This is a genomic window from Pseudomonas sp. NBRC 111124 (assembly GCF_001320245.1).
In the GTDB taxonomy this organism is placed as follows: Bacteria; Pseudomonadota; Gammaproteobacteria; order Pseudomonadales; family Pseudomonadaceae; genus Aquipseudomonas.
Genome location: NZ_BCBA01000035.1, coordinates 37,235 through 58,658, shown reverse-complemented (window position 1 = coordinate 58,658; position 21,424 = coordinate 37,235). Strand labels below are relative to the sequence as shown.

At 64.9% G+C, this 21,424-nt stretch carries 17 protein-coding genes; 5 read left to right on the top strand and 12 right to left on the bottom strand.

Translation table 11 applies throughout. The features are described from left to right. Positions 1-22: 22 nt before the first annotated feature. The 6 genes from APH28_RS14925 to APH28_RS14900 all read right to left on the bottom strand — a co-directional run bounded on the left by APH28_RS14925 (position 23) and on the right by APH28_RS14900 (position 6,649). Positions 23-1,348 (bottom strand): DUF3426 domain-containing protein, encoded by a 1,326-nt coding sequence (locus APH28_RS14925; protein WP_060510534.1) that lies wholly within the window; start codon positions 1,346-1,348, stop codon positions 23-25. 42 nt (positions 1,349-1,390) lie between these two features. Then, positions 1,391-2,269 (bottom strand): 50S ribosomal protein L11 methyltransferase, encoded by an 879-nt coding sequence (gene prmA, locus APH28_RS14920; RefSeq protein ID WP_060510532.1) that lies wholly within the window; start codon positions 2,267-2,269, stop codon positions 1,391-1,393. A gap of 166 nt (positions 2,270-2,435) precedes the next feature. Continuing rightward, positions 2,436-3,542, bottom strand: coding sequence for an acetoin dehydrogenase dihydrolipoyllysine-residue acetyltransferase subunit (locus tag APH28_RS14915; RefSeq protein ID WP_060510530.1), 1,107 nt, complete (start codon positions 3,540-3,542; stop codon positions 2,436-2,438). After that, on the bottom strand, positions 3,539-4,561 hold the full coding sequence (locus tag APH28_RS14910) for an alpha-ketoacid dehydrogenase subunit beta (protein WP_060510527.1): 1,023 nt from the start codon (positions 4,559-4,561) through the stop codon (positions 3,539-3,541). Before APH28_RS14910 ends, APH28_RS14915 begins: the two co-directional genes overlap by 4 nt. A 32-nt stretch (positions 4,562-4,593) precedes the next feature. Beyond that, positions 4,594-5,571 carry a thiamine pyrophosphate-dependent dehydrogenase E1 component subunit alpha gene (locus tag APH28_RS14905; RefSeq protein ID WP_060510606.1) on the bottom strand — a complete coding sequence of 326 codons (978 nt, stop codon included), beginning with the start codon at positions 5,569-5,571 and terminating at the stop codon, positions 4,594-4,596. A gap of 22 nt (positions 5,572-5,593) precedes the next feature. After that, positions 5,594-6,649, bottom strand: coding sequence for an ATP-NAD kinase family protein (locus APH28_RS14900; RefSeq protein ID WP_060510525.1), 1,056 nt, complete (start codon positions 6,647-6,649; stop codon positions 5,594-5,596). A 279-nt stretch (positions 6,650-6,928) separates the two neighbouring features. On the opposite strand from APH28_RS14900, the gene APH28_RS14895 reads away from it, so the two are divergent. Further along, entirely contained in the window at positions 6,929-8,782 is a 1,854-nt protein-coding gene (locus tag APH28_RS14895) for a sigma-54-dependent Fis family transcriptional regulator (RefSeq protein WP_060510523.1), read from the top strand. Positions 8,783-8,845: 63 nt separating this feature from the next. Here the strand turns inward: APH28_RS14895 and accC are convergent, their stop codons facing one another. From accC to APH28_RS14865, 6 genes are all read right to left on the bottom strand, one after another. Continuing rightward, positions 8,846-10,201, bottom strand: a complete 1,356-nt coding sequence (gene accC / locus APH28_RS14890; protein ID WP_060510521.1) for an acetyl-CoA carboxylase biotin carboxylase subunit — start codon at positions 10,199-10,201, stop codon at positions 8,846-8,848. Between the two features lie 17 nt (positions 10,202-10,218). Then, positions 10,219-10,680, bottom strand: a complete 462-nt coding sequence (gene accB / locus APH28_RS14885; RefSeq protein WP_060510519.1) for an acetyl-CoA carboxylase biotin carboxyl carrier protein — start codon at positions 10,678-10,680, stop codon at positions 10,219-10,221. 100 nt (positions 10,681-10,780) lie between these two features. After that, positions 10,781-11,233: a type II 3-dehydroquinate dehydratase gene (gene aroQ, locus APH28_RS14880; protein WP_027920816.1), complete on the bottom strand. Its 453-nt coding sequence runs from the start codon at positions 11,231-11,233 to the stop codon at positions 10,781-10,783. 179 nt (positions 11,234-11,412) lie between these two features. Next, on the bottom strand, positions 11,413-13,182 hold the full coding sequence (locus APH28_RS14875; protein WP_060510517.1) for a protein-disulfide reductase DsbD: 1,770 nt from the start codon (positions 13,180-13,182) through the stop codon (positions 11,413-11,415). Between the two features lie 143 nt (positions 13,183-13,325). Then, positions 13,326-15,173, bottom strand: a complete 1,848-nt coding sequence (locus APH28_RS14870) for a methyl-accepting chemotaxis protein (RefSeq protein WP_371263089.1) — start codon at positions 15,171-15,173, stop codon at positions 13,326-13,328. 219 nt (positions 15,174-15,392) lie between these two features. Beyond that, on the bottom strand, positions 15,393-16,772 hold the full coding sequence (locus tag APH28_RS14865) for a diguanylate cyclase (RefSeq protein WP_060510513.1): 1,380 nt from the start codon (positions 16,770-16,772) through the stop codon (positions 15,393-15,395). Between the two features lie 247 nt (positions 16,773-17,019). Between APH28_RS14865 and APH28_RS14860 the strand changes: the two genes are divergently transcribed. From APH28_RS14860 to speA, 4 genes are all read left to right on the top strand, one after another. Next, positions 17,020-18,087 (top strand): DUF2333 family protein, encoded by a 1,068-nt coding sequence (locus APH28_RS14860; RefSeq protein ID WP_060510511.1) that lies wholly within the window; start codon positions 17,020-17,022, stop codon positions 18,085-18,087. 2 nt (positions 18,088-18,089) lie between these two features. Then, positions 18,090-18,626 (top strand): NUDIX hydrolase, encoded by a 537-nt coding sequence (locus APH28_RS14855; RefSeq protein WP_060510509.1) that lies wholly within the window; start codon positions 18,090-18,092, stop codon positions 18,624-18,626. A gap of 227 nt (positions 18,627-18,853) precedes the next feature. After that, entirely contained in the window at positions 18,854-19,225 is a 372-nt protein-coding gene (locus tag APH28_RS14850) for a translation initiation factor Sui1 (RefSeq protein ID WP_060510506.1), read from the top strand. Between the two features lie 152 nt (positions 19,226-19,377). After that, complete coding sequence (gene speA / locus APH28_RS14845) at positions 19,378-21,291, top strand: arginine decarboxylase (protein ID WP_060510505.1); 1,914 nt, start codon at positions 19,378-19,380, stop codon at positions 21,289-21,291. The last annotated feature ends 133 nt before the right edge of the window (positions 21,292-21,424 follow it).

The window sequence follows — 21,424 nt, the reverse complement described above, 5'->3', positions numbered from 1 at the left end:
TTCGGCAGCCAGCAGCGCGCCGTCACTCCGGCGAACGGAAGCTGAGGCTGTAGTTCACGGCCTTCGGGCCTGGGTCGAGAATATCCAGGGCGATATGAATCGGGGTCTGGCTGGGCATTTCGCCACGCCCGGCCAGTTCACCCGACAGGTATTCGCTGGGCTTGAAGCGACGGCTAGCGATCAGCTGGCCGTTGAGGTCGGCGAACCGCAGCTCCAGCAGCGGGAACGGCTGGGCGAACGGTGCGCGGTTGTAGATGATCGCATCGACGATCAGCGCGCCCTTGAAGTCCGGGTGGCTGCGCACCACCAGGTTGCTGCTCTTGATCCGGCCGATATCGACGCGGGTCGGCACCTGGCAGCCGAGCACCGGGCACAGTTGCTGGAAGATTGGCCGGTACTGGTCCTGGCGGGCCAGTTCGTCGAAGTGGAACCACACGTACTGGAAGGCCAACAGGCCAGCAGCCAACAGGGTCAGGAAACCCCACAGCAGGCGCTTGCCCCAGTTGGGCCGGGGTTTTTCCCAGCCCAATTGCAGCGGGTCGTCGACCACGTCGACCAGCGGTTCCTTGCGCGACGGGCGCTCAGGCCTGGCGGCGAAGCCAGGTTCCAGGCGTTCGCCGGGCAATGGCTCGAGCGGGTCGTCGTCACGGGCCGACAGGTGGAGGTCGGTGTCGTCGTCATCACGGGCGCTGAGGCCTTTTTCGTGAACGATATCGTCATGTTCTTCGAAGTGCTCAACCGGTTCAGGTTCAGCTACGCGCTGCGTTGACGGTTCCTCGTCGAGGTCGAGGTCCAGGTTGCCGCCAAGGGTCGGCTCGTGGCGATCACCGGGTTCAGGCTCCAGCGGCTGTTCATCCAGCAGCACCGGGGTCGAGGCATGGTCTTCAGGAGGCTCATGAGGCTCATACGGTTCGTCGGTAGCGGTGCCGAACAGTTCGTCGCCATGCTCGTCGGCCGCCGGCTCGTCGCGGCGGGCTTGCAAGGCATTGGCCTTGATGTCCGCATGCGGTTCGGTCGGCTCGCCACGGCGTTCAAGGCGCGCCAGCTCCTGGTCAAGGTCCAGTTCATCCAGGGCCTGGGCGGTCATGGCCCAGTCTTCTTTACTTACCGGCGGCGGCTCGCTGACTGCCGGTTCAGGCGCAGCGACTGGCTCGACCACCGCAGGCGGTGCAACAACGGGCGCAGGGCTGGCTGCGGCGCGGTTTTGCTCCAGCAACTGCTTGGCCGCATTGAACACCTGCAGGCAGTGACCGCAGCGCACGACGCCGCGAGCCACGCTCAACTGGTGATGGGTGACGCGAAAGCTGGTCTGGCAATGCGGGCACTGGGTGACGAAACTGTCGGTCATGCGGCAATCCGGGAGCTATGCAGAGAACTATTCTAGGCCCGCTTAGCGGCGCCGACCACTGATGCGCACCCAGCCGTCGCGCACGACGATCGGGTCCAGATCGAAATCGGCGGCGTACGCGGCGGCCACTTCTTCACCCTGTTCGGCAAGGATGCCCGACAGCGCCAGCAGGCCACCTGGGCGGACCAGGCCGGACAGCTGCGGCGCCAGCGAGACCAGCGGGCCAGCGAGGATGTTGGCGACCAGCACGTCGGCCTGCATGGCCGGCATGTGCTCGGGCAGGTACAGCGCCAGCTTCTCGTCGGCGATGCCGTTGCGCTGGGCATTATCGCGCGAGGCTTCGATGGCCTGCACGTCGATGTCGGTACCGACCGCTTCACGCGCGCCGAGCAGCAGGGCGGCGATGGCGAGGATGCCCGAGCCGCAACCGAAGTCCAGCACCTGGGTATCTTGCAGCTGCTGGCCGTCGAGCCATTCCAGGCACAGCGCGGTGGTCGGGTGGGTGCCGGTACCGAAGGCCAGGCCCGGGTCGAGCAGCAGGTTGACCGCGTCCTTTTCCGGGGCCTCGTGCCAGCTCGGCACGATCCACAGGCGCTGGCCGAAGCGCATCGGCTGGAAACCGTCCATCCAGCTGCGCTCCCAGTCCTGGTCCTCGATCACCTCGGCCTGGTGCTCGGGCAGCTCGGCGCCGGTCAGCAGTTGCAGGTGGGCGAACACCGCTTCAGGCTCGGCGTCGGCTTCGAACAGGGCCAGCAAGTGAGTGTGCGACCACAGCGGAGTGGTGTTGAGGTCGGGTTCGAAGATCGGCTGGTCTTCAGCGTCCATGAACGTGACCGATACGGCGCCGACTTCGAGCAGGGCGTCTTCGTAGGTTTCGGCTTGTTCCGGGCTGATGGCCAGGCGTACTTGCAGCCAAGGCATGGCGGGCACCTTTGGTAAATCTGACAGGGGCAGCCCGAGGCTGCGCGAAGGCTGGCAGTTTACGCGAGTGCGGGGGGTTTGTAGAGCAGGGCGGCAGACCGCGTCGCGCTGTAACTTGTGGGAGCCGCGCTTGCTGGCGATGGGCCGCGAAGCGGCCCCGGCAATCTCAATGCCTGGCGAGGAATTCGGCCATCTTTTGATTGACCTGCTCCGCCGCCTCCATCTGCACCATGTGCCCAACCCCAGGCACCACCAGCACCTCGGCCTCGACCCCGTCGGCATGCGCCGCCGGAATGATCGCGTCCTCGGCCCCCCAGATCACCAGCGCCGGGTGCTGCCCGAGCACGCTTCGCAGGTCATGCCGCTGACGATCGCCGTCAGCCAGCGCCGCCGCCAGTTGCCGTAACGCCTCGTCCACGCCTTCTAGCCGCTTGAACTTGAGCATGTCTTCGAGCATCTGGCGGGTCACCAGCCCCGGGTCGGCGAACAGCTGCACCATCTGCGGCTTCAGTGCGTTGCGGTTGGCGGCGGCGACGAAACCTTGCAGGTACTGGCCATTGATCGTCTCACCCAGCCCGGCACTGGCCACCAGGCTCAGGCTCGCCACCCGCTGCGGCGCCAGCCGCGCCACATTCAGGCTGACCGCGCCGCCCATGGAATGCCCGGCCAAGTGGACCTTGGCAATGTCCAGATGATCGAGCAGGGCCAGCACGGTTTCGCTCAGTTCATCCAGGTCACCTTTTTGCAAGGCCTTGGCCGATTCACCATGCCCCGGCAGGTCCAGGGCGATGACCCGCCGTTCGGCCGCCAGTGCCGGGTGGTTGAACAGCCAGTTGTTGAGGTCGCCGCCAAAGCCGTGCACCAGTACCAGCGGCGTGCCACCTTCGCCCAGCTCGAACCAGCGCAGCAGGCGCCCGGCCACCTCGGCCTTCTGCGGTGCCGGCCCCTGGGCCTGGTCGGTGCCGCCCTCGGCGACGAACTCGGCCTGGAAGCGTTGCACAACGGCATCAATTTCCGATTCTTCGGCTTCACCTTCCACCACCACCGCCAGCAGCGCACCGACCGGCAGGGTTTCGTCGGGCCGGGCCACCTGGCGGCGCAGCACGCCGCTGAATGGCGCCTCGACGCTGCTGCTGATCTTGTCGGTTTCGACATCCAGCACTTCGTCGCCCTTGCTGATTTCGTCCCCCTCCTGCTTGAGCCAGGCGTCGACCCGGCCCTCGGTCATCGACAGGCCCCACTTGGGCATGGTCAGGGTATGGATCTGGCTCATGCGGCACTCCTCGCAGCTTCGATCACTTTGCGCACGGCCGCTTCGATCTTCGCCGCGTCAGGGATGTACAGGTCTTCCAGGGCGTCAGAGAACGGCACCGGGGTGTGCGGCGCGGTGACCATCTCGATCGGGCCCTTGAGCGCGGCGAAAGCTTTTTGCGCGACCAGTGCGCTGATGTCGGTGGCCATCGAGCAGCGCGGGTTGGCTTCGTCGATCACCACCAGGCGGCCGGTCTTTTCCACGCTTTCGAGAATGCTGTCCTCGTCCAGCGGGCTGGTGGTGCGCAGGTCCAGCACTTCGCAGTCGATGCCCTGGCGGGCCAGATTGTTGGCGGCTTCCATGGCCACGTGGACCATGCGCCCGTAGGTCACCAAGGTCACGTCGTCGCCGTCGCGCAGGAAGTTGGCCTCGCCGAACGGTACGGTGTAGACCTCTTCCGGCACCTCGCCCTGCAGGCTGTAGAGCAACTTGTGCTCGCAGAAGATCACCGGGTCATTGTCGCGGATCGCCTGGATCAGCAGGCCCTTGGCGTCGTAGGGCGAGGACGGGCAGACCACCTTCAGGCCGGGGATGTGGGTCCATAGCGAGGTGAGCATCTGCGAGTGCTGGGCGGCGGCGCGCAGGCCGGCGCCGTACATGGTGCGCATCACCAGCGGGGTGACCGCCTTGCCGCCGAACATGTAGCGGAACTTGGCCGCCTGGTTGAGGATCTGGTCCAGGCAGCAGCCGGCGAAGTCGACGAACATCAGCTCGCACACCGGGCGCAGGCCTTGGGTGGCGGCCCCCACGGCGGCGCCGACGTAGCCGATTTCCGAGAGCGGTGCATCGAGCACGCGGCCTGGGAACTGGTGGTACAGGCCCTTGGTGACGCCAAGCACGCCACCCCAGGCGTCATCCTCACCTGGGGCACCGGCACCACCGGCAACGTCTTCGCCGATGATAAACACACTGCTGTCGCGGCGCATTTCCTGCGCCAGGGCTTCGTTGATGGCCTGTTGGTAGCTGATTTTTCTAGCCATGGTGATTCTCCTGTTGTTCTTGTTGTCCGGGCTCAGGGGTAGCTGACGTAGACGTCGGTGAGCAGGTCGGCGGGCTGTGGCTTGGGGTCGGCCTTGGCGCGGCGCACCGCGTCTTCGATCAGGTCGTCGACCCGGGCGTCGATAGCGTCCAGTTGCGCGGCCTGCAGCAGGCCTGCGCGGAGGGTCTTGTTGCGCAATTGCAGCAGGCAGTCGCGGGACTCGCGCAGGTTTTTCACCTCGTCAGGGGCGCGGTAGGTCTGTGCGTCGCCTTCGAAGTGGCCGTAGTAGCGGCTGAGCTTGACCTCGATCAGCGATGGCCCCTGCCCGGCGCGGGCGCGCTCGATGGCGGCGCCGGCAGCCTCGTGAACGGCAAAGAAGTCGAAGCCGTCGATGGTCACCCCTGGCATGCCGAAGCCGGCGGCGCGGTCGGCGATGTGGTCGCAAGCCACCGACCAGGTCGAGGCGGTGGCTTCGGCGTAGCCGTTGTTCTCGGCAACGAAGATGCACGGCAGGTTCATGATCGAGGCCAGGTTCATCGCTTCGAACACCGCGCCTTCGTTGGAGGCCCCGTCACCGAAAAAGGCCACGGCCACGTTGTCATTGCCCTTGATCTTGGCCGCCAGGGCGGCACCGGCCACCAGTGGCGCACCGGCACCGACGATGCCGTTGGCACCGAGCATGCCTTTTTCCAGGTCGGCGATATGCATCGAGCCGCCCTTGCCGCCGCACACGCCGGTTTTCTTGCCGTAGATCTCGGCCATCATGCCGTACACATCGACGCCCTTGGCGATGCAGTGGCCATGGCCGCGGTGGGTCGAGGCAATGCAGTCGCTGTCGCGCAGGTGTGCCATGACGCCGGCAGCGGAGGCTTCTTCGCCGGCATACAGGTGGACGAAACCGGGGATCTCGCCGGTGGCGAACTCCACGTGCAGGCGTTCTTCGAAGGCGCGGATGGTGCGCATCACTTCATAGGCATGCAGCAATTGCTCTGTACTGAGGTGAGTGGACATCTTGTTGTTCTCCAGGGTTGTCTCAACACGGGGTTGCAGGGTGCAGCCGATGGCCGCGCGGGACGGCCAGCAGGTGGTGACGGGCGGCATGTGCCAGCACGGCCTCGACGTCAATGGTCAACGGGCCTTGCAAGTCGAGGGTGATGGTTGGGGTGTCGTGTTCGGCAAATTCGATCTCGCGTTCCCCATCCAGGGCCAGGGTGCCGGCAGCCAGGCTCAGGCGATGCGCTACGCCGGGGCTGAGCGTGCCGCTGGCGGTGATGCCGCAGCCTTGCAGCAAACCGGGGGCCAGCGGGGCAAGCAGGGCCTGCTCGGCCCCGGGGTTGAGCCTTACCCAGGCACCGTGGGGTTCATGGCGGGCCACCGGTTGCCACAGCCCGCAGAGCGCGGACAGGCCGATGGCGTGGGGCTCGGCGAAGCAGGCGAAGATTTCGCTGAGGTCTTCGCTGCGGCTCAGCGCGCGGGCGCCGATGAAGCGTTGCGGCGACACCGCCACTTCGACCAGCGCCCATTCGCACAGCTGTTGCTCTGGCACCTTCACCAGCAGCCGCTTGTTGCGGCGCAGGCCGATGCTGGCGGGTACCCGGCCGCACGCCAGCAAACCACCGGCCAGCCCGGCGCTGGTGGCTTCGCGCAGCTCCGGGAAGGCGTTGTTGGTGCCGGTGGACAGGGTAAGCAGGGGAGTATTCCCGGCCTCAGCTGCCACCGCCTTGTGCGTGCCGTCGCCGCCCAGCACGGCGATCATCGCCACGCCGCGCTCGACCATCTGTCGGGTGGCCAGGCGGGTGTCGCTGACGGTCTGGGTCAAGGGCAGGTCGAGCAGTTCCAGGCGCGGCCAGTGCTGGTCCCGCGCCACGGGGCCAAGGCTGGCCTTGAGCACGGCGGCGGCGATACCGGTCATGTCAGTGGGCAGCAGCACATCGGCGACGCCGGTAGCACCGAAGGCGGCGAGCAGGCGCTGGATAACCGAGGCCTTGTCGGTACTGGAATAGAGCCCGGCATTGCTGGTCAGGCGACGCAGGTCGCGGCCTGAGGCAGGGTTGGCAATGATCCCGAGGGTCGGGGCGGGCTGCGGCATGGCACACCTCGTGTTCTTGTTTGCCTAAGCTTGAGCAAGGCGGGTGCCAGCTTTCTTCACTTGCCCTGCAAGGGCTGTCGCAGAGCGCTTTGGGCGCTACTCGGCCCGGCAGCAGTGGCCCTTGCCTGAGACGCTGCGTGCCAGCATTGCAGGCCCGGGGCCTGGCTGCTGAGACGCTGCGTCTCAAGCCCGCCGGTAATCACTCAGCGCTTGTCGGGACATGCCGGCAGGCGCTTAATGGCCGCACAACGACAAGAACAAACAGGAACCGGAGGCCTCATGCTTGCCGCGAACTCCCGAGCCCATGTCGATTGCGTCAGCCGGGTGCTGAAGAATGCCGACCGCCTGCCCCAGGCGCCGGTACCGCCGCTGATTCTCGACTCATGGCGCCGTTCCATGGAGCTCTACCGCCTCGACCCCGGGTCCCAGCAGGGGCCGCGCATCCTTTCCCAAAGCCTGCTCAACGAATGCCGCGAACGCGCCGAACTGTTCCTGCGCATTGCCAGCGATGCCGTGGCGCGTCTGCATGCACGAGTACGTGGCGCCGACTATTGCGTGCTGCTGACCGATGCGTTGGGGCGCACCATCGACTACCGGGTCGAGTCGGCCATCCGCAACGACTGCCGCAAGGCCGGCCTGTCCCTGGGCACGTGCTGGTCGGAGGGCGAGGAGGGCACGTGTGGCGTGGCGGCGGTGCTGACCAGCAAGGCGCCGGTCACGGTGCACAAGCGCGATCACTTTCGCGCCGCCTTCATCGGCCTGACCTGCACCGCTGCACCGGTATTCGACCCGCAGGGCGAGCTGCTTGGCGTGGTGGATGTGTCGGCCCTGCAATCCCCGGACGACCGGCGCAGCCAGCACCTGATCCTGCAACTGGTGGAACAGACTGCACGGGAGATCGAGAACGCCTTTTTCATGCACAGCGCTCAGGGCCACTGGGTGATGCGCGCCCACGGCACGCCGGGTTATGTGGAAAGCCAGCCGGACTACTTGCTGGCCTGGGATGCCGACGGCCGCCTGCAGGCGATCAACAGCCTGGCACGCGAGCGTTTGCTGGCGCGGCATGGGCGCTTGCCTGAGCACATCGGCGAGCTGTTCGACATGGACCAGTTGCGCCGCGCCAACGAGGCCTCGGCCCAGCGCCTTCCAGGTTGGGGCGGGCTGTACGGACGGGTCAGCGCCCCCCAGCGGCGTGGTCGGACGCAACCCTTGCAGCAAGCGCAGGATGCGCGTATCGAACAGCACTTGCGGTTGGCCACGCGGGTCAAGGATTGCAACCTGGCGGTGCTGGTGCAGGGCGAGACCGGTGCCGGCAAGGAGGTCTTCGCGCGTCAGTTGCACCAGCAGAGTCAGCGCCGCGATGGGCCGTTCGTCACGCTGAACTGTGCTGCCATCCCCGAGAGCCTGATCGAGAGCGAGCTGTTCGGTTACGTCGCCGGGGCGTTTACCGGTGCCTCGAGCAAAGGCATGCAGGGGCTGCTGCAGCAGGCCGATGGCGGCACCTTGTTCCTCGACGAGATCGGCGACATGCCGCTCAGCCTGCAGACCCGGCTGCTGCGGGTGCTGGCCGAAGGCGAGGTGGCGCCGCTGGGGGCTGCGCGACGGGAGCGGGTGGATATTCAAGTGATCTGCGCGACGCACCGCGACCTGGCGGCGATGGTGAGTGAAGGGCGATTTCGTGAAGACCTGTATTTTCGCTTGGCCAATGCCCGCTTCGAGTTGCCGCCGCTAAGGGATCGGGAGGACCGATTGGGCCTGATTCATCAGTTGCTGGCTGAGGAGGCCGAGGCTTGCGGGGTTGAGGTGATGCTGGCCGACGATGCGCTACAGGCGCTGCTGGTGTACCGCTGGCCAGGGAATTTGCGCCAGCTGCGGCAGGTGCTGCGCTATGCCTGTGCGGTCAGCGAGGGCGGGCAGGTGAGCCTCGAAAGTCTGCCGCTGGAGGTGCGGGGTGATGCCGTGCCAGCTGTTGATGCCGAGGTATCGAGCCCGGCTCGGCAGTTGCTGCTCGATGCCTTGATCCGGCATCGCTGGAAACCGGCGGAAGCGGCGCGGGCGTTAGGGATATCACGGGCGACCTTGTATCGGCGGGTGCATGAGCACCGGATCGAAATGCCGCGGATGAAGGGGTAGGGCCTGGCAGGCAAAAAAAACCCCGGCACTGGGCCGGGGTTTTGGTGCATCACGCTAACGCGATCACTCCTGGCTGGCCAGTTTGTGCTCGAGGTAGTGGATGTTCACGCCGCCTTTGCAGAAACCTTCATCACGCACCAGGTCGCGGTGCAGTGGGATGTTGGTCTTGATGCCGTCGACGACGATCTCGTCCAGGGCATTGCGCATGCGCGCCATGGCTTCGTCGCGGTCCTTGCCGTAGGTGATCAGCTTGCCGATCAGCGAGTCGTAGTTCGGCGGAACCGAGTAACCGCTGTACAGGTGCGAATCGACGCGGACGCCGTTGCCGCCCGGGGCGTGGAAGTGTTTGACCTTGCCTGGGCTCGGAATGAACTTCTTCGGGTCTTCGGCGTTGATCCGGCACTCCAGCGAGTGGCCACGGATAACCACGTCTTCCTGGCGGAACGACAGCTTGTTGCCAGCGGCGATGCTCAGCATCTCCTTGACGATGTCGATACCGGTGACCATCTCAGACACCGGGTGCTCAACCTGCACACGGGTGTTCATCTCGATGAAGTAGAAACGGCCGTTCTCGTACAGGAACTCGAAGGTACCGGCACCGCGGTAGCCGATCTCGATGCACGCATCGACGCAACGCTTGTAGACTTCCTGACGGGCCTTCTCGTCGATGCCCGGGGCCGGAGCTTCTTCCAGCACCTTCTGGTGGCGGCGCTGCAGCGAGCAGTCACGGTCACCCAGGTGGATGGCGTTGCCCTGGCCGTCGGACAGCACCTGAACTTCCACGTGACGTGGGTTGGTCAGGAACTTCTCCAGGTAGACCATCGGGTTGCCGAAGGCAGCACCGGCTTCGGTACGGGTGAGCTTGGCCGAGGCAATCAGGTCCTCTTCCTTGTGCACCACGCGCATGCCGCGACCACCACCGCCGCCGGCGGCCTTGATGATCACCGGGTAGCCGACCTCACGGGCGATCGCCAGGGCGACCTCTTCGTCTTCCGGCAGCGGGCCATCGGAGCCCGGTACGGTCGGAACGCCCGACTTGATCATCGCGTCCTTGGCCGAAACCTTGTCGCCCATCAGGCGAATGGTGTCGGCTTTCGGGCCGATGAAGGCGAAACCGGATTTTTCCACCTGCTCGGCGAAATCGGCGTTTTCTGCCAGGAAGCCATAGCCAGGGTGGATCGCGGTGGCGCCAGTCACTTCGGCAGCGGCGATGATCGCCGGGATCTTCAGGTACGAATCCTTGGATGGCGCGGGACCGATGCAGACCGATTCGTCTGCCAGGCCCAGGTGCATCAGTTCACGGTCGGCAGTGGAGTGCACGGCGACGGTCTTGATGCCCAGCTCTTTGCAGGCACGCAGGATCCGCAGGGCAATTTCCCCGCGGTTGGCGATCAGGACTTTTTCGAGCTTCGCAGACATCGTTGGCTCTCCGCGATTCAAACGATGGTGAACAGCGGCTGGTCGAACTCAACCGGCTGGCCGTCTTCTACCAGGATGGCGTCGATGACACCGCCAAACTCGGCTTCGATGTGGTTCATCATCTTCATCGCTTCAACGATGCACAGGGTGTCGCCCTTCTTCACGCTCTGGCCAACTTCAGCGAAGTTAGGCGAGGTCGGCGACGGCTTGCGGTAGAAGGTGCCGACCATTGGCGAGCGAACCACGTTGCCTTTCAGGGCAGGGGCGGCAGCTTCGGCGGCTGGGGCAGCAGCAGCGGCAGGCGCAGGCGCGGCGGCAGGGGCGGCAGCCATGGGTGCAGGTGCGTAGAACTGCTGGGCGGCCGGGGTCTTGCTGTGGCGGCTGATACGGACCGACTCTTCGCCTTCCTTGATCTCCAGCTCGTCGATGCCAGACTCTTCCAGCAGCTCGATCAGTTTCTTGACTTTACGGATATCCATTAATCATCAACTCCCAAAGGTTCGGTCAGGGGGCGAAATTTAAAAACGTATCTGAACGTTTCTCTGTAACCCCGGCCCACTGAGGCCAGGGTTTTCGTTATCAGGGCTGTGCGTTGGCAGCCAGTTGTTCCAGTGCGGATTCCAGGGCCAGGCGGTAACCGCTGGCGCCCAGGCCGCAGATCACGCCTACTGCAACATCGGAAAAGTAGGAGTGGTGACGGAACGGTTCGCGTTTGTGCACGTTGGACAGATGCACTTCGATGAATGGGATGCTCACCGCGAGCAATGCGTCACGTAATGCGACGCTTGTGTGGGTGAAAGCAGCCGGATTGATCAGGATGAAGTCCACACCCTCGTTGCGTGCAGCGTGAATACGTTCGATGAGTTCGTACTCGGCATTGCTCTGCAGGTACTGCAAATGGTGGCCAGCGGCACGGGCGCGCTGCTCCAGGTCCTGGTTGATCTGGGCCAGGGTCACGGCGCCGTAGTGGCCCGGTTCGCGAGTCCCGAGCAGGTTCAGGTTGGGGCCGTGAAGCACCAGTAGGGTTGCCATCTGCGGTTTCCTTGGATTTGTAGGGCAATTCGACACAGCGCGGCGAGTGTGCCGCAAAGCGACGGCAAGTGTCCAGTTCCCGGCAATAGCCAGCACGTTGCCCGAGGTTCGCGCGAAGTATGTGACCGGATAATTAAATCTGGTCACTCATTGGGATAAATTTCCCGGCACGCGGGAAGTTATAGACCGAGTTTGCCGCGTACGCGCGTCAGAATTTGCGCAAAATCCCCGGCGTTTATCTCGCCAACGACCCGATCGGGAGTCATTTCGCTGCCGTTCGCGGCAAAGAACAACAGCGCCGGCGGCCCGAACAGCTGATAGCGGTCGAGCAACGTGCGCTGTTCGGCGCTGCTCTCGGTGATGTCGAAGCGCAGCAGCTTGAAGCCGGTCAATTGCCCTTGGACCTGCGGTGCATTGAGCACTTCGTGCTCGATCACCTTGCAGCTGATGCACCAGTCGGCGTACCAGTCCAGCAGCACGGGTTGGCCAGCGGCTTTGGCTTCGGCCAGGGCAGCGTCCAGTGCGGCCGGGGTGGTGACGGTTTGCCAGGCATCTGCCTTGGCCACGACACCGCTGGCGGTGGCAGCGGCGGGGGGCGGCAGTGGACGCAGCGGGTCACCCTGGCCACTGAGCGCGCCGTACCAGCAGGCCAGCGCATACACCAGCAGCGCCAGCCCCAACAGTTGTGCCAAACGCTGGCGTGGCGTTTTGACCACGAACTCCAGGGCGCCGAGGAACAGCGCCACGCCAGCCGCCAGGAAGCCGACCAGCAGCAAGGTCGCTGGCCCCGGCAGCACGCGGCTGAGCAGCCCGATGGCCAGGCCCAGCAGCAGCACGCCGATGGCGTTTTTCACGGTGTTCAGCCAAGGGCCGCTCTTCGGCAGCCAGGTTGCCCCACCGGTGGCAATCAGCAGCAAGGGTGCGCCCATGCCAAGGCCCAGTGCGAACAGCTTTAGTGCGCCGCCCACGGCATCGCCGCTGGCGCTGATGTACAGCAAGGCGCCGGCCAGCGGCGCCGAGACGCAGGGCGAGACCAGCAGGCTGGAGAGCACGCCGAGCACCGCTGCACCGAGCAGCGAGCCACCCCGGGTGTGGTTGGCGACGTTGTTCAGACGGTTGCTGAGGGCTTGCGGCAGCTTGAGCTCGAACAGGCCGAACATGGCCAGGGCGAACACCACGAAGAACAGCGCGAATGGCACCAGCACCCAGGCCGATTGCAGGCGTGCCTGCAGGTTCAGGCCGGCGCCGAACAGGCCCATCAGCGCGCCGAGCACGGCGAAGCTGGCGGCCATCGGCAGCACGTAGGCCAGCGACAGGGCCAGGCCACGCAGGCCGCCCACCTGGCCGCGCAGGACCACGCCGGAGAGGATCGGCAGCATCGGCAGCACGCAAGGCGTGAAGGTCAGGCCGACCCCGGCGAGGAAGAACAGCAGCAGCGACTTCCAGTTCCAGCCGCCCTCGTCAGTCGCCGATTGCGCTGCGCCGGCCACGCCATCGATGCTCAGGCGTTCGGTTTCTGGCGGGTAGCAAAGGCCTTTGTCAGCGCAGCCCTGGTAGCCCACCAGCAGGGTGAAGGCACGGGCGTCGGTGCGCGGGATCTCGATGTCGAGCACGCCGTGGTACACCTCGACGTCGCCAAAGAATTCGTCGTGCTTGGCTTCACCCTTGGGGATGTTTGGCGCGCCCAGGGCGATGTCTGCCGGTTCCGTGCGGAATTGGAAGCGGTGGCGGTACAGGTAGTAACCGTCGGTGGCAACGAACCGCAACTTGAGGGTTTGGGCGTCGGCTTGCACCAGGCTGAGTTTGAAGGCTTCGTGCACCGGCAGGAAGTCGGCATTGGCGGACAGCGAAGCGGCGCCGAGGGTGGCGCTGGGGCGGTTGTCGAGCAGGCCCGAGGCGAAGGCAGGGCTGGCCAGCAGCAGGAACAGCAGGAAAAACAGGCGGCGCATGGCGGACTCGCGAGGTGGAACGTGCCCGCATGATAACGGAGTTGGCGCTGGTTGAAAGCGACCGCGACACATGGCTCCCGTTGTGTATTGCCTGTGCCGGCCCTTTCGCGGCTTTAGCCGCGAAAGGGCCGGCACAGGCGACCTCAGACCCTGAAGGCCCGCACTGCCTTGCTCAGCTCCCCACCCAGGTTGAGCAGTTGCTCACCCTGCTCACGCCCTTCACCAATGCGCTGCAGGTTGTCTTCACCCAATTCGTGAATCCGCTCACTGTGATCGCGAATCTCACTGACCGCGCCAGTCTGCTGCGCCGTGACATCGGCAATGCGCACTGCCGTATCGGCAATCGTGCGAATCGCGCTGACGATTTCATCCAGTGCGCCATCGGCGGCCTGGGCCTGGTTTGCGGTGGCTTCGGCATGTTCGAGCTGGGTACGCATGCCGGCCACCGACTCCCGCGCCGCCTGCTGCAGGCGGTCGATCAATGCCTGGATTTCACCGGTTGCCCCGGTGGTGCGCTGCGCCAGTGAGCGCACCTCGTCGGCCACCACCGCGAAACCACGGCCCATCTCGCCGGCACGGGCGGCCTCGATGGCTGCATTCAGTGCCAGCAGGTTGGTCTGTTCGGCGATGGCGCGAATCACCGTCAGCACCCCGCCGATGGTGGCCGACTCTTCGGCCAGCTGTTCGATCATGCGCGCATTGCCCTGCACCTCGTCGACCAGCGCTCGCAGCCCCGAAAGGCTCTGGCCGATCACCGTCTGGCCCTGTTCCACTGCACGGCCGGCATTGCGGCTGGCATCGGCGGCGGAGCTGGCATCACCGGCCACTTGCTGGATAGTCGCTTCCAGCTCGCCGAGCGCATCGCGAATCTGCCCGGTGTCGCCGGCCTGGCGCTCGGCGCCCTCGTGCAGGGCGGCGCTCATGCCAGCCAGGGCGTGGCTGCTGCCCGCGACCTGCTCGGCGTTGTGGCGGATGGTGCCGACCAGCGCCACCAGATACTGGCGCAGGCGGTTGAGCGATTCCTGGATGTCGTGCAGCTCGCGGTTGGTCTTGCCCAGCGCGATTGGCGCGGCAAAGTCACCCTCGGCCCAGCGCGACAGGGCCGGCGCCAGGCTGGTAAGGGTGCGCGCCAGGCGGCGCTGCAAGGTGTCGATGAGCAGGGCGATCAGCAGGATCAGGCCGATCATCAGCCCCTGCATGAGGCGCACTTCACCGGCAATCTTGCCGTGCTGCCCGCGCACTTCCGGCTCGAGGCCGGCGATGGCCTGTTGCACGGCTTCCAGGCGCTGGTTGGTGCTCGCGGCCAGGGCGGTGCGGCGTTCGATCTGCTCGCGGGTGCGCTGCAGCTCGGCGGGGTAGCGGCTGAGCAGGCTTTGCAGCTCGCGCTTGAGGCTGACTGCTACGTCCTCCTGTTGCTCGCTGGCCTGGGACTCCAGGCCCATCAGGGCGGCGAAGTCGTCGGCGTTGGATTCGGCGGCACGGGTTACGCCCAATAGCGGCAGGCCGTCGATGACCTGGGCCTGGTTGCGGATCAGTTGCAGCTCGCGCTCGACTTCATCGGCCAGCTCCGCGCGACCGCTGCTGACCAGTTTGTCCCGGGCCAGCGACAAGCGGCCCAGGTGCACCGTGGCATCGAGCAGTGGCAAGAGGTAGCGGTTGGCTTCGCTGCTGCCGCTGTCGCGGGCATAGGCGGTCAGTTGTTCGAAGTTGGTCCCCAGTTCGCGTTCGGCCTGCTGCAGCAGGGCCTGCGGGTCGCCGGCCAGCTTGCCCGCGGCGAGCAGTTCGTTGGTGGTGAAGGCCTGCAGGGTGTCCAGGCTTGGGCGCAGCTTGTTGGCCAGTTCGGGTGGCCAATCGGTCAGTGAGGCTTCGAGCTGCTTGTTGGCTTCGACGGCTGCGGCGTGGCGCAAGGCATCGCCACTGCCCAGGTAAGCCTGGATGTTGCGCGCTGTCTGGTTCTGGAACTGCTGCGACAGGCCCAGGTAGCGCTCCATCAACTGATAGGGCCGCTCCAGGGCGCGTTGCGACCACCACAAGGTCGCACCCAGGGCGATACACACGGTCACCAGCAACAGGGTGTTGAGATTGGTCAGCCACTTCAGGCGCATAGCCGCGAACTTCCTGCGGGGGAGTCGAGAGATAGGTGCTTGAATTTATGGCGAATTTGTTACCAGGTGATGACGATGATGGCTTTGAGCTATTGCGCGAGGCCGTTACAGATCGACCCTGACCACACAGTTGCGCCCCGCATGCTTGGCCCGGTACAGCGCCTCGTCCGCCGTGCTGGCCATGCTCAGCGCATCCAGCCCGTCAATCAGCTGCACCACCCCGGCACTGAAGGTGCACCGCAGATCTTCCGGCTGCGCCGGGTAAAGAATCTCGGCAAAGCGCCGGCGAATGTCGTCCAGCACCTTATGCGCGGCCTCCAGCGAGGTATTGGGCATGACGATGGCAAACTCCTCGCCACCATAGCGGCCGATGAAGTCGGTCTTGCGCAGGCGTTGCTTGAGGAACAGCGCCAGGCTCTTGATCACACGGTCGCCCATAGGGTGGCCGTGGCGGTCGTTGATTTTCTTGAAGTGGTCGATGTCGAGCATGGCGAAGCTCAGCGGTTGCCGTTCGCGGCGGGCGCGGTAGCTGCAGTCTTCGAGCAGTTGCAGGATGTGCGTGTGGTTGTACAGCCCGGTCAGGCTGTCGCGGACCATGCGCGCCTTTAGGTGGCGGGCGCGGGCTGCGCGGTTGCGCACGGTGGTGATCAGGTGCCGCGAGCGGATCGGCTTGGTCAGGAAGTCGTCGCCACCTTCGCTCATTGCATCGAGCTGCTTGTCCAGGTCGTCCTCGGCGGACAGATAGATGATCGGCACGCTGACGTAACGGTCGTTGTGGCGGATCACCTTGGCCAGTTCCGGGCCCGAACACGTCGGCATGTACAGGTCGAGGATGATCAGGTCGGGCTGGAAGTCGGCAAGCTCGACCATGGCGCGGATCGGGTCGTTCAGGCTGCGGGTCAGCATCCCGGCACTGGCCAGTACCCGCTCGGTATGCAGGGCCTGGGCGCGTGAGTCGTCGACGATCAGTACGCGCAACGGGTCTTGCTGGGCGCTGCTGGTGATGACTTCAAGTTTTTCCAGCAAGCTGGAAGCCTCCAGCGTACCGGTCAGAAACGCCTGGCCGCCGGCGCGCACGGCGGCCAGGCGGGTGGTCGTCTCGGCTTCGTGCAGGCTGAAGAACAGCAGCGGTATGGGCTGCGCCTGCCCCCGCTGCGCCAACGCCGCCAACGGCAGGCCCGCACCGGGGCCGGCGAAATCGACATCCATGACGATGGCGGCAGGAGGCTGCTCGGCCAGCGATGCCAGAAATGCACGGGCGCAAGGCTGCGGTTGCGCGCTCAGGCCAAAGAACTCCAGCTGCTGGGCGAGGCGCTCGGCGCGCTCATGGTCGTTGAGCAGCAGATAGACCGGTTTGCGCGCAGGCGGCAACTCCAGCTTATCGGGCTGGTCGCCGTGGCGCAGGCGCGTGCGCGACAGGCGCTGCAACAGCTGTTCGAGCGCCTGTGAAAGGCGCTCCGGGCTCGGCTCTGCGGCTTGAGTCATGTCCTGGCTACTTATTAATGTGCTATGCAGGTTCGATGATGGCTCTATGCTAGCACTTCTTTTTCCACTCGCACGTGCCCCGCGTCAACAAAGGCTTACGAACGAATATTCAGTTACTGACTCATTGGTCGCTTATGCGTAAGGCGGTGTCTGCTTTATAGTGCTGTGACGCGGGCTTGCCGTGGCACCCTGGCGCATGCCTGAGGTCCAAGCCCCTGAACCGTCGTGACTGATTAAGGACAATGCCATGCTGGACTGGAAAAACCGCGAGGCCAAAGCCGAGCCCCGCGAGCGTGTGGATGGCCGCGGTGCCGCAGCCCGTAGCTACCTTGGCGGGCTTTGGAGCCGAGCCCTTGGAACCCTGATCGGGTTGTACTTGCTGGTGTGCATTGGCCTGGGCTGGTACTGGAGCGAAGAGCCGAAGCTGTTCCCGGTACAGCAGAATGCCCAGGCAGCCGCTGAGCGCGGCGGCCAGCAGATGGTCGTCGGCTATACCACCATCGAGACCCTCAAGACCGTGGCCGGCACCTTGCTGAACAAGCCGGGCGGGTACATTTCCAACGACCGCTTCCCGCCTGGCCTGTGGATGGACAACATGCCGAGCTGGGAGTATGGCGTGCTGGTGCAGGTGCGTGACCTGTCCCGAGCCCTACGCAAGGACTTCGCCCGTTCGCAGTCGCAATCTACCGAAGATGCCGACCTGGCCAAAGCCGAGCCGCGCTTCAACTTCGACAACAAGAGCTGGATCCTGCCTTCGAGCGAGTCGGAATTCGAAGATGGCATCAAGTCGCTGAGCCGCTACCAGACCCGGCTGGCCGCTGGCGACAAGGGTGCGATCTTCTATACCCGCGCCGACAACCTGAACAACTGGCTGGGTGACGTGGCCACCCGCCTGGGTTCGCTGTCCCAGCGCCTGTCGGCCAGTGTTGGCCGGGTCAAGCTCAACACCACCCTGAAGACCGAGTCGGTGGTCGCCGGCCAGGCGCCACAGGTGGATGAAGAGCTGGTGGAAACCCCGTGGCTGCAGATCGACAACGTGTTCTACGAAGCCCGTGGCCAGGCCTGGGCGCTGTCGCACCTGCTGCGCGCCATTGAGGTCGACTTCGCCGACGTGCTGGCGAAGAAGAACGCCACCGTCAGCGTGCGCCAGATCATTCGTGAGCTGGAAGCCTCGCAGGAACCGCTGTGGAGCCCGATGGTGCTCAACGGCAGCGGCTTCGGCATGTGGGCCAACCACTCGCTGGTCATGGCCAACTACATTTCCCGGGCCAACGCTGCGGTCATCGACCTGCGTCAACTGCTGTCGCAGGGTTGAGCATGGCCATCAGCGCCAACGAGGCCGCCCACCGGGCGGCCTCCGACCGTGAGCTGGTCGCCTGGGTGGACGAAGCCGACCAGGTGCTCGGCGCGCTGCCCAGGGCCGAATTGCGCGAGCGTGGCCTGATCGGCCGCTGCACGTTCATTCTGTTGTTCAACAGTGCCGGTGAGCTGTGCGTGCACCGTCGGGCCCTGAGCAAGGCGCTGTACCCGGGGTATTGGGATGTGGCGGCCGGTGGCATGGTGACGGCAGGGGAGGCGTATGACGACTCGGCTGCCCGCGAGCTGGCCGAGGAGCTGGGCATCGAAGGCGTCGATCTGCGCTTCCACGAGCGCTTCTATTTCGATATGCCGGACAACCATCTTTGGTGCGCGGTGTATTCGGTGGTGTCGGATGCGCCGTTGCGGCTGCAGCCGGAAGAGGTGATCGAGGCAACATTCATCAGCCTTGAGCAGGCCGAGCAGGAAAGCCTGACCAAGCCGTATTGCCCGGACTCGCTGGCTGCGTTGCAGCGCTACAAGGCCTCCCTTGCCTGAAGCTGGGGCTGCCTGGCAGCCCCAGTGTTGAGCGGCGTCGCAAAACATTCGCAAAATGGCGCATTCCAGTACTTAGCAAGGGCCTGATTTATCGTTACACTGCGCGCCCTTTTCGGGCTGCCGCAGGATCTTGCAGCAGTAGCGCCGCCCCTGCCAGAGTGGGGCTTCGCGGTCGGGCCCAACCCCAGGGGCCGACCAGTTTTTGTCCTCAGCACAGAGGAACAAAAGTGGCCAAGAAAGCTTCTTCCTTCGCCGCCCTAGGCGGTCTCGTTTACTCCACCGATGCCGGTCGGCACTGCCCCGACTGTGGCCAGCCGGTGGACGCCTGCACCTGCAAGCAGCCAGTCATCCCCGAAGGTGACGGCATCGCCCGTGTGCGCCGTGAAAGCAAAGGCCGTGGCGGCAAGACCGTGACGACCGTCACCGGCGTGCCGCTGCCGCTCGATCAGCTCAAGGAGCTGGCCACCACCCTCAAGCGTCGCTGCGGTACCGGCGGTGCACTGAAGGATGGGGTCATCGAGATCCAAGGCGACCATGTCGAGCTGCTGATCGCCGAGCTGATCAAACAGGGCTTCAAGGCGAAAAAGTCCGGCGGCTGATACGCCCACGCGATTTTTTGCCCATCGCTTTCTAAACTCGTTCCCGTGACCAGGGTCTACCCCAGGGCACGGACGAATCGTCACTTTTGGCTTTTACACTGCGCCCGCCTCCTTGCGGGGCAGTGTCTTCGACTTATCTATAGGGGACTTGAATGTCCGTACGACGCACACGCAAAGACGATGGTAGCCAATGGACCGTGGCCGACAGCCGCAGTGTTTACGGCATCCGCCATTGGGGCGCTGGTTATTTCGCCATCAATGAAGCCGGGCGCGTCGAAGTGCGCCCCAACGGCCCCAGCAGCGCGCCGATCGACCTGTTCGAACAGGTCGACGAGCTGCGTCAGAGCGGCCTGTCGTTGCCGCTGCTGGTGCGCTTCCCCGATATCCTGCAAGACCGCGTACGCCAGCTGACCGGCGCCTTCGATGCCAACATCGCGCGCCTGGAATACCAGAGCCAGTACACCGCGCTGTACCCGATCAAGGTCAACCAGCAGGAAGCGGTGGTGGAAAACATCATCGCCACGCAGAACGTCTCGATCGGCCTGGAAGCCGGCTCCAAGCCTGAGCTGCTGGCCGTGCTGGCGCTGGCGCCGAAAGGCGGCACCATTGTCTGCAACGGCTACAAGGACCGCGAGTTCATCCGCCTGGCGCTGATGGGCCAGAAGCTCGGTCACAACGTGTTCATCGTCATCGAGAAAGAGTCGGAAGTGGCCCTGGTGATCGACGAGGCCGCCGAGCTCAAGGTCAAGCCACAGGTCGGCCTGCGCGTGCGCCTGTCGTCGCTGGCATCGAGCAAGTGGGCCGATACCGGGGGCGAGAAGTCCAAGTTCGGCTTGTCTGCCGCTCAGCTGATCTCGGTGGTGCAGCGCTTCCGCGATGCCGGCCTGGACCAGGGCATCCGCCTGCTGCACTTCCACATGGGCTCGCAGATCGCCAACCTGGCCGACTACCAGCACGGCTTCAAGGAAGCCATCCGCTACTACGGCGAACTGCGTGCTCTGGGCCTGCCGGTCGACCATATCGACGTCGGCGGTGGCCTGGGCGTGGACTACGACGGTACCCACTCGCGCAACGCCAGCTCCATCAACTACGACATGGACGATTACGCCGGCGTGGTGGTGGGCATGCTCAAGGAGTTCTGCGACGCGCAGGGCCTGCCGCACCCGCACATCTTCTCCGAGAGCGGCCGCTCGCTGACCGCGCACCACGCCATGCTGGTGATCCAGGTCACCGATGTCGAGAAGCACAACGACGACGTGCCGACCATCGAGAACAAGGAAGCCCTGCCGGAAACCGTGCAGTGGCTGGTCGACCTGCTGGGCCCGACCGACATCGAGATGGTCACCGAGACCTACTGGCGTGCCACCCACTACATGGGTGACGTCGCGGCGCAGTATGCCGATGGCAAGCTCAGCCTGGCTGAAAAGGCCTTGGCCGAGCAGTGCTACTTCGCCGTGTGCCGCCGCCTGCACAACTCGCTGAAAGCCCGCCAGCGCTCGCACCGCCAGGTGCTGGACGAGCTCAACGACAAGCTGGCCGACAAGTACATCTGCAACTTCTCGGTGTTCCAGAGCCTGCCGGACACCTGGGCCATCGGCCAGGTACTGCCGATCATCCCCCTGCACCGCCTGGACGAAGAGCCGATGCGTCGTGCAGTGCTGCAGGACTTGACCTGTGACTCCGACGGCAAGATCAACCAGTACGTCGACGAGCAGAGCATCGAGACCAGCATGCCAGTGCATGCGGTCAACGAAGGCGAGGACTACCTGCTGGGCGTGTTCCTGGTCGGTGCCTACCAGGAAATTCTCGGTGACATGCACAACCTGTTCGGTGACACCGACTCGGTGAACATCTACCAGAACGCCGATGGCAGCGTGTACCACGCCGGTATCGAGACCCACGACACCATCGAAGACATGCTGCGTTACGTGCACCTGTCGCCGGAGGAGTTGATGACCCACTACCGCGACAAGGTGGCCAGCGCCAAGATCAGTGCGCGTGAGCGGACCCAGTTCCTGGATGCGCTGCGCCTTGGTCTGACGCGTTCTTCGTACCTTTCCTCGTGATCACCGAGGCCGCTCTTACCCGTTTCTTGTAGGAGCGGCCTTGTGTCGCGAAATGAGGGCGAAGCCCTCAACTGAGTCACACCTCGCAATGATCCCGGCGCGATCTTTGATGCACCTGATCTACCTTTGAATG